Source organism: Actinotalea ferrariae CF5-4, assembly GCF_000603945.1.
Lineage (GTDB): Bacteria > Actinomycetota > Actinomycetes > Actinomycetales > Cellulomonadaceae > Actinotalea > Actinotalea ferrariae.
This window is the reverse complement of sequence record NZ_AXCW01000204.1, coordinates 1-7,679: the sequence shown is the minus strand read 5'-3', so window position 1 is coordinate 7,679 and position 7,679 is coordinate 1. Positions and strand designations below refer to the sequence as shown.

At 71.9% G+C, this 7,679-nt stretch carries 10 protein-coding genes; 6 read left to right on the top strand and 4 right to left on the bottom strand.

All coding sequences use genetic code 11. From position 1 onward, the window contains the following. Positions 1 to 128: 128 nt before the first annotated feature. Positions 129 to 365, bottom strand: coding sequence for a hypothetical protein (locus N866_RS14400; RefSeq protein WP_034227563.1), 237 nt, complete (start codon positions 363 to 365; stop codon positions 129 to 131). A gap of 430 nt (positions 366 to 795) precedes the next feature. On the opposite strand from N866_RS14400, the gene N866_RS14395 reads away from it, so the two are divergent. Then, positions 796 to 1,110 (top strand): hypothetical protein, encoded by a 315-nt coding sequence (locus tag N866_RS14395; RefSeq protein ID WP_155855392.1) that lies wholly within the window; start codon positions 796 to 798, stop codon positions 1,108 to 1,110. A gap of 233 nt (positions 1,111 to 1,343) precedes the next feature. Here the strand turns inward: N866_RS14395 and N866_RS22795 are convergent, their stop codons facing one another. Both N866_RS22795 and N866_RS22625 read right to left on the bottom strand, forming a co-directional pair. Continuing rightward, the gene (locus N866_RS22795) at positions 1,344 to 1,517 is read right to left on the bottom strand and encodes a hypothetical protein (RefSeq protein WP_425393966.1); all 174 of its coding nucleotides are present in this window, start codon (positions 1,515 to 1,517) and stop codon (positions 1,344 to 1,346) included. 113 nt (positions 1,518 to 1,630) lie between these two features. Next, complete coding sequence (locus N866_RS22625) at positions 1,631 to 2,131, bottom strand: class I tRNA ligase family protein (protein ID WP_081802672.1); 501 nt, start codon at positions 2,129 to 2,131, stop codon at positions 1,631 to 1,633. Between the two features lie 135 nt (positions 2,132 to 2,266). Between N866_RS22625 and nrdD the strand changes: the two genes are divergently transcribed. The 5 genes from nrdD (at position 2,267) to N866_RS14360 (ending at position 6,971) form a co-directional block, all read left to right on the top strand. Further along, positions 2,267 to 4,453, top strand: a complete 2,187-nt coding sequence (nrdD, locus tag N866_RS14380) for an anaerobic ribonucleoside-triphosphate reductase (RefSeq protein ID WP_034227556.1) — start codon at positions 2,267 to 2,269, stop codon at positions 4,451 to 4,453. Next, positions 4,450 to 5,067 carry an anaerobic ribonucleoside-triphosphate reductase activating protein gene (gene nrdG, locus N866_RS14375; RefSeq protein ID WP_034227555.1) on the top strand — a complete coding sequence of 206 codons (618 nt, stop codon included), beginning with the start codon at positions 4,450 to 4,452 and terminating at the stop codon, positions 5,065 to 5,067. Before nrdD ends, nrdG begins: the two co-directional genes overlap by 4 nt. Positions 5,068 to 5,174: 107 nt before the next feature. Beyond that, positions 5,175 to 5,438: a hypothetical protein gene (locus N866_RS14370; protein ID WP_034227554.1), complete on the top strand. Its 264-nt coding sequence runs from the start codon at positions 5,175 to 5,177 to the stop codon at positions 5,436 to 5,438. Positions 5,439 to 5,914: 476 nt separating this feature from the next. Next, a complete protein-coding gene (locus N866_RS14365; RefSeq protein WP_034227552.1) occupies positions 5,915 to 6,313 on the top strand; it encodes a hypothetical protein in 399 nt (132 codons plus the stop codon). 352 nt (positions 6,314 to 6,665) lie between these two features. After that, positions 6,666 to 6,971 (top strand): hypothetical protein, encoded by a 306-nt coding sequence (locus N866_RS14360; RefSeq protein WP_155855391.1) that lies wholly within the window; start codon positions 6,666 to 6,668, stop codon positions 6,969 to 6,971. A 109-nt stretch (positions 6,972 to 7,080) separates the two neighbouring features. Here N866_RS14360 and N866_RS14355 read toward each other — a convergent pair whose 3' ends face one another. After that, entirely contained in the window at positions 7,081 to 7,626 is a 546-nt protein-coding gene (locus tag N866_RS14355) for an RNA 2'-phosphotransferase (RefSeq protein ID WP_034227549.1), read from the bottom strand. Positions 7,627 to 7,679: the final 53 nt, after the last annotated feature.

The window sequence follows — 7,679 nt, the reverse complement described above, 5'->3', positions numbered from 1 at the left end:
CCAAGATCCGGGGGTAGGCCCCGTGTGCTCCTGGGAGGTGTCGTGGCCCCGGAGGGCCGGTTCGGTTCGGTGCCACGAAGGGGCGTATCTGCCCTTGAACCGTCACCGCGTCACCCGCGGGCCCAACCTCAGGAGCTCGCGGCCGCGTCCACCTTCTCCAGGAGGTCGCCGAGCTCCCACGTCACCGACGACGGGAGCTCGATGAAGCCCGAGCGGATGTCGATGCCGGCGTCCTCGAGGGAGAAGTCGTCCGACTCGGCCTCCTCCCCGGCGCGGGCGATGAACGCGAACAGCGCCTGCCCGAGCAGCAGCGCGGTACGGGTGTCGAGGACCTTCTCGGCGGCGTCAGCACGGGTGGTGGGCATGGGGGAACTCCTTCGTCGTCATCTATCGGGAACGGGACCAGCGTGCTGGGAGAGGGATCGTGGGCAGTCCCGCGCGGCGATCGGTCGACTGTGGAGGGCGCTCTGGTGCGTCGATGGCGGGCTCCGCCCAGCCGGACCCGACCTTCCCGCGGCACGCCTGGAAGGTCGGGTCCGGAGCCGTCACATCACGGCTGGGCCGGCAGGATCCACGCGGAGCCGGACATGCCCCCTTGTCGTCGTCCCCGGGAACGCCGGCCGCGCAGCGGTGCGGACGGGCGGAGACTGCTGCCCGCAGCGGTGGCCCCGGCACGGTCGGGGCCCCACCGTACCCCAGGAGGACCCGACCATGCCGCAGATGCGAACCACGCCGAAGCCGCTGATGTGCTGCCGATGCGGCGAGCCGTTCGCTGCCGACGAGGAGGTGCGGTGGTTGAGCGAGGATGAGGCGCGCCACGTGTGGGACTGCCCGCCGTGGAAGCCGTCCGGCCCGGTGTCTGACGGGACGCTGCGGTGCCCGACGCGGCGCGGGGACCTCCCCTGCCAGAAGCGCATCCCAGCGGGGTGGCACGAGAACGAGGGTCACGCCGGCGGTCACTGGTTCGAGCCCGACGACGCCTTCGAGGCCCGCAGCTCCGGGCGGGTGCACGTCGACGCGGCCGCACTGCTGTCGATGCGGCCCTACGCCGAGCACCTCGCCACCGACTGCCCCGGCCCCGGCGCGTGCTCCTCGGCCGATCCCGCCTGACACCGGCTCCGCCACTCCGACCAGCCCCCGTACCGGGCGCCGAGGCCGAGCAGCGGCCAGGCGCAGGGTCGTGGGTGGCGCTGGCGCTGCTGGTCCTCGCTGCCGCGGGGTCGCTGCCCGTCGCCGGGCCGGTCCGCCTCACGACTGCTCCGGCGAGGACGGTCCCGACACCCCGGCACGCCCTGACAGGCGACGCCGCGGTGGCGGCCCCATGCGTGAGGTGGCCGGGACGCTCACGGGGCCGGGTCGAGCAGCACCTCCAGCCGGCGCGCCTCCGCCTCGTTGGCCGCCAGGTCGGCGCGCGCCTTGTCCTGCGCGGCGGCAGGCGCCCGGGTCGCGAACCCAGGGTCGACGAGTCGACCGGACAGGCGCCCGATCTGCTCCGGAGCTCGCGCCAGGCGCCGCAGCAGGGCGCCGCGCTGGGTGTCGTCGAGCTGTGGGGCCGCCGGCAGGGTGAGCGCCCCCTGCGTGCGTGAACCTCGTCGCGGTGCCCGCGCGCCGCGGCTCGCAGGGCCCGCAGCTACTCCCCCGCGGCCGCGGCAGCAGCGTCCGGCTCGCCCGGCGCAGGCAGCGGCTCGGCGTCCATGAGGCCGGACCAGCCGAGGGCCTCGGCGAGCTCCTCGGTCGTGAACGGGAGCAGCGGGTGCAGGGCGAGGAGCAGACCGGTCAGCGTGTGCGACAGCGTGGCGAGGGCACCCGTGTCCCCGGCGTACAGGTCGTCCTTGCGCACCTCAAGGTACAACCCGGACAGGTCGTCCTCGGTCAGGCGGGTCAGCGCGGCGCAGGTGCGGGCGAGATCACCCGCCCCGTACCCGGCGCGCGGCTCGGACAGTGCAGCGTCCAACCTGGTCAGCAGCCACCGGTCCAGCAGGTGCCGCGGCGGCGGGCCGCGGACGGACGGACGTGGCGCCGGATAGCGCGCCCGGCGACCGCGCGAGCAGCCGGTGTGCGGCCAGGACTCTGGGCCGGTCGCCGTGACCAAGGGCACCCCCACGCCAAAGACCGGCACCGAACCCCACATCTGGTGTCGGACTGGGCTCCCACCCACGACGGGTAGTGGTACGCCCGGGTGGGCGCGGGACCTTCGTCCTGCGCCCCGTGGCGATGTGCCAGCACAGTGACCGGCACACCCACAGCCGCTTGGAGACGACCCCGCATGACCACCCCGACCCGCGCCGCTGCCCTGCGCGTGCGCAAGCGCGACGGCCGCACCCTGCCGTTCCAGGACACCCTCATCACGTCCGCGGTCTCCCGCGCGTTCATCGACGTGCACGGCACCCTGACCCGCGAGCACGAGGCCGTCCTGGACGGCCTGGTCGCCACCATCGTCGCCGAGCTCACCGACCGGTTCACCCACGAGGTCCGCATCTACGAGATCCAGAACGTCGTCGAGCACACCCTGCTCGAGTGCGGCCAGTACGACGTCGCCAAGGCGTACATCGACTACCGCGTCCAGCGCGACCTCGCCCGCGCCAAGGCCGCCGACGTGAACCACTCCGTCGGCAAGCTCCTGGCGAAGGACTCCGCGGTCGTGCACGAGAACGCGAACAAGGACGCCGACGTCTACAACACCCAGCGCGACCTGACCGCCGGCGCCGTCGCCAAGGCCATCGGCCTGAAGATGCTCCCGCCGCACGTCGCCAACGCCCACACCAAGGGCGAGCTGCACTACCACGACCTCGACTACCACCCGTACACCCCGATGACGAACTGCACCATCATCGACTTCCCCGCGATGCTCGCCAACGGGTTCCGCATCGGCGCCGCGCAGGTCGACCCGCCGCGCTCGGTCCAGACCGCGACCGCGCACATCTCGCAGATCATCGCCAACGTCGCCTCCAGCCAGTACGGCGGGTGCACCGTCAACCGCATCGACGAGCTCCTCGCGCCGTACGCGCAGATGAACTACGACAAGCACCTGGCCGCCGCCGCCAAGTGGGTCACCGACCCCGACCAGCGCGAGACGTACGCGAAGGAGCTGACCGCCAAGGACATCTACGACGCGATGCAGTCCCTCGAGTACGAGATCAACACCCTGTTCACGTCCAACGGGCAGACGCCGTTCACCTCGGTCGGGTTCGGCCTGGGCACCAGCTGGTTCGAGCGTGAGGTCCAGCGCGCCATCCTCGCCGTGCGCATCGACGGCCTCGGCGCCGAGAAGCGCACCGCGATCTTCCCCAAGCTCATCTTCACCCTGCGGCGCGGGACCAACCTCGAGCCCGGCGACCCGAACTACGACATCAAGACCCTCGCCGTGGAGTGCGCGACCAAGCGCATGTACCCCGACGTGCTGTCCTACGACAAGATCGTCGAGCTCACCGGGTCGTTCAAGGCGCCCATGGGGTGCCGGTCGTTCCTCCAGGGGTGGACCGACACCGACGGCAACGACGTCGTGGAGGGCCGCATGAACCTCGGCGTCGTCACGCTCAACCTGCCCCGCATCGCGCTCGAGGCCGGCGGCGACATGGCAGCGTTCTGGGACCTGCTCGACCAGCGCCTGGACACCGCCGGCGACGCGCTGCTGTTCCGCATCGAGCGGTGCAAGCAGGCCGTGCCCGCGAACGCGCCGGTCCTGTACCAGCATGGTGCGTTCGGCAAGCGCCTGGCACCCGACGAGGACGTCGACCAGCTGTTCCGTGACGGGCGGGCCACCGTGTCCCTGGGGTACATCGGCCTGTACGAGGTCGCGACCGCGTTCTTCGGCGGCTCGTGGGAGTCCAACCCGAAGGCGAAGACGTTCACGCTCGACGTCCTGCGGCACCTGGCCCGGCGCGCGGCCGAATGGACCGACGAGCACGGGTACAAGTTCTCGGTCTACTCGACCCCGAGCGAGTCCCTGACCGACCGGTTCTGCCGGCTCGACAAGGCGAAGTTCGGCTCGGTGAAGGACATCACCGACAAGGGCTACTACACGAACTCCTTCCACTACGACGTCCGCAAGGCGCCGACGCCGTTCGAGAAGCTCGACTTCGAGGCGGAGTACCCCAGGTACGCGTCCGGTGGGTTCATCCACTACTGCGAGTACCCGGTCCTGGTCACCAACCCCAAGGCGCTCGAGGCCGTGTGGGACTACGCGTACGACCGAGTGGGGTACCTCGGCACGAACGCCCCGATCGACCACTGCCTCGAGTGCGGCTTCCGCGGGGACTTCGCACCCACGACCCACGGCTTCGAGTGCCCCGGGTGCGGGAACAGCGACCCGCGGACCTGTGACGTCGTGAAGCGCACGTGCGGGTACCTTTCTCAGCCAGCGGCTCGACCGGTGGTGGAGGGGAGGCGCAAGGAGATCGCCGCCCGCGTCCGCCACATCCCGGGACCGTCGTCTCACGCGGAGCTTCCGTGACTCGCACGCACGGCGTCGGGCAGTGGCGCTCGGAGGCTCTGTCGGCCGGCCACGTCGCGGACTACAAGCCGTTCGTCATGGTCGACGGCGAGGGCGTGCGCTGCTCGCTGTACGTGTCCGGGTGCCCGTTCGCGTGCCACGGGTGCTTCAACACCGCGGCGTGGTCGTTCCGGTACGGGACCCCCTTCGACGACACACTCGCCGACCGCATCGCGACCGACCTGGCGCACCCGGCCGTGCAGGGCCTGTCCCTGCTCGGCGGGGAGCCGTTCCTGAACACCGGCGTGTGCCTGGCGGTCGTGCGCCGCCTGCGCGCCGAGCACGGGAGGACCAAGGACGTGTGGTGCTGGACCGGGTTCACGTTCGACGAGCTCCTCGCCGAGGCAGCCGCGGGCCAGGACGACAAGGCGGAACTCCTCGCACAGATCGACGTCCTGGTCGACGGCCGCTTCGAGGAGTCGCTCAAGGACCTCGGCCTGGCGTTCCGCGGCAGCTCCAACCAGCGCGTCATCGACGTGCCCGCGTCCCTCGAGGCCGGGGCGGTGGTCCTGTGGGCGGGCCTGCCGGGGGCTGCCGGGCCCGTCGAGCAGATCGACCGGCGCGCCCTCATCTGACGTGCCGGCGCGGGCCACGTCCGCACTGCCTCCCCGCGCAGTCGCGGCACGGTGACTCGCGCCCCGCGGTGGGGCCGGACGCGGTGCGTCGTGAGGAGAGGACCGGCATGGCGAAGATCGTGTTCCAGGCCGCGGAGGGGCTGATCTCCGACGGGCAGTACGCCGCCGCGTACGAGCTGGCGGACAAGTGCCAGGTCGGCATCGCCCTGTGGCGGAACAGTGGCGGGCTCGCGCGCCGGCACCGGTTCTCCGCCGAGGGCAGCATGCGGGACCTACTGACGTTCATCCGCCAGGTCCCGTCGGTGTTCCCTCACGCGGACACCAGCTCGCGCATGTGGCTCACGCTGCTCCGCGCCAGCCGTGAGCGGTAGACCCGCACCCGGAAGTGTTGCGGCTCGGCCGTCCTCCGGCACGGTGCCGCCCATGACCGCGACACCCGCACCCCGCCAGCCCTGGCCGCGTCGCCGCAAGGCCGGTGACAGCCTCACTGACGCGTGTCGCTCCGGTGACCACGACGCGTGCGTCCGTGGCGCCGAAGCGATCGCAGCCGACGGGTACCCAACTTCCTGCGGATGCGGCCACCACTACGGCGCCGGACCCCTCATCCTGCGGCAATCCTGAGCGCCGACCGCCGCGCTGCTCGCCCTGCACGCCGTGCGCCGAACCGACGACCTCACCCGACCGGTCGGACGCACGTGCTGCCCCGGCGGCGCCTGCCAGGGCGCGTGCAGCGAGCCACTCGAGCCCGCCGACACCTGAGCCACGCCACACGCGGCCGCGCTTGCCAGCACGAGCCCGGCGAAGACGGTGCGCGGCACCACCTCAACCCCTGCCCTCGGGAGACCCCATGGACACACCCCACGGTGACCTGCTCATCATGACCACCGGCGACGACCGCCAGGTCAGCTGCGAGGTCGCTGCCGACAACGGCACGATCCGGCTCGTGGCCGCGTCGACCACCACGCACGCCGAGCTCGACACTCTCATCGGCGAAGCCGTCGCCCTCCTCAACGAGATGGAGCGCACCAAGCTCGGCGAGGTGACCGCTCGGCGACTCGGCCCGCTGCTCGCCATCCGCGCCACCAGTCGGGCACACCTCGGCGCACGCATGTGGTGGTCCTCCGGCCAGCTCACCATGCAGGTCGGCGCACGCGTCTACCGGCTGGCGCTCGACCGTGCCGGCGGGAACATCACCGCACGGCGCGTCCAGATCCGTCACGGCTACCCCACCGAGGCGGCATCCTGACCACCCGCCGCTCGCACCCCTGACCTGCCCGGTCGGGGGTGCCGCCACTCCCGGACCGGACAGATCCCGGGGCAGTCGTCAGACGACGGGCGGGGAGGTGGCAGGACGTGCGACGAAGGGCGCGCCCTGGCGCCACACGACGTGCTGCGCATGCGGCGTGGTATCGGTCACGGTCGAGGACGGTAGAGACAAGGGGCCACCGATCAAGGAGGTGGTGCTCTGCGCTCGCCGCGCGGCGGCTACTCCAGGTCGGGTGCGTGTCCTGACGGCACTGTCCCGCCGTCCGGCGGCGGCACGGTGCAGGAGCGCGGCGCCGTCGCCGCTCGCCCCGTTCGACGAGAGGGACACCGTCATGATCACCGAGATCCGCCGCCTCACCGACGACCGGAGCTTCGCCACCGAGGTCGTCGTGGACCTCGACGTCGGGACCCGCGCCGACCGGGACCTCGCGACGATCGCTGCGGAGCTGCGGCCCGTCCTCGCCGACTCCTTCCGGATCTCGTGGGGCCTGGCGCACCTGCATCGGATCACCCAGCTGCCGCACGGCTACGTGCAGATCGCCGTCCGCTTCAGCGACACCGACGAGAACATCACCCGGGAGATCGCCGGCAACGACCCCGCGGACCGGCTCGTAGGGCACCTCACCGGGCCTCGCTGACACCGCACGGCCACACCACAACGCACCCCGGTGACCCCTGGGTGCGTTGTGGTGCGTGCGGCACGAGCGCGGCTCTGTTCCACCTCCCGCAGCGCCACGCGTGCGGTTGTCACCGCTCGCTGGGTACGCTCACGAACCGCGGCGGCACGGCGTCGGTCAACCAGACCCCGTTGCCCGTCACGAAGAAGACGAACCCCTCGCGCGTCATGCCGGCCGCGTCCACCTCCAGTACCGCCGCCCGCCCGCGACGCTCCCCGACCCGCTGGGCTGTCTGCCGGTCCGGCGACAGGTGCACGTGGTGCCGAGCGCCACGGACCAGACCCTCTCGTGTGATCGCCGCGACGTTGCCCTTCGGCGTCCCGTGGAACAGCACCGCCGGTGGGACGGCGGGATCCAGGTCCAGGTCCACCGGGACGCTGTGGCCCTGCCGTGCGCGGATCCGGTCAGACGTGAGGTCGAGCTCGAACCGCTGCTTGTCGTTGCCCGCGACGACCTGCTCCAGCTCGTCCCGTGTCACCGTGGTGCCATGACGGGCCAACGCGTCGAGCAGGTCGCCCACACTGACCCAGCCGGCGCGGTCCAGCGTGAGACCGACCGGCTGCGGCGCATGCCGCAGCACGCGGGAGATCCGCCGGGAGGTGCGCACGAGGTCCATGCCCCCATCGTGCCCGCCGCACCCGCACCAGTCGCGTCCCGGATAGTGGTGTA

What these genes read in the sequence shown, in the direction of transcription:
- N866_RS14400 (WP_034227563.1), bottom strand. Translation starts at nt 365, where the DNA reads ATGCCCACCACCCGTGCTGACGCCGCCGAGAAGGTCCTCGACACCCGT.
- N866_RS22625 (WP_081802672.1), bottom strand. Translation starts at nt 2,131, where the DNA reads ATGTGGGGTTCGGTGCCGGTCTTTGGCGTGGGGGTGCCCTTGGTCACG.
- nrdD (WP_034227556.1), top strand. Translation starts at nt 2,267, where the DNA reads ATGACCACCCCGACCCGCGCCGCTGCCCTGCGCGTGCGCAAGCGCGAC.
- N866_RS14370 (WP_034227554.1), top strand. Translation starts at nt 5,175, where the DNA reads ATGGCGAAGATCGTGTTCCAGGCCGCGGAGGGGCTGATCTCCGACGGG.
- N866_RS14365 (WP_034227552.1), top strand. Translation starts at nt 5,915, where the DNA reads ATGGACACACCCCACGGTGACCTGCTCATCATGACCACCGGCGACGAC.
- N866_RS14360 (WP_155855391.1), top strand. Translation starts at nt 6,666, where the DNA reads ATGATCACCGAGATCCGCCGCCTCACCGACGACCGGAGCTTCGCCACC.
- N866_RS14355 (WP_034227549.1), bottom strand. Translation starts at nt 7,626, where the DNA reads ATGGACCTCGTGCGCACCTCCCGGCGGATCTCCCGCGTGCTGCGGCAT.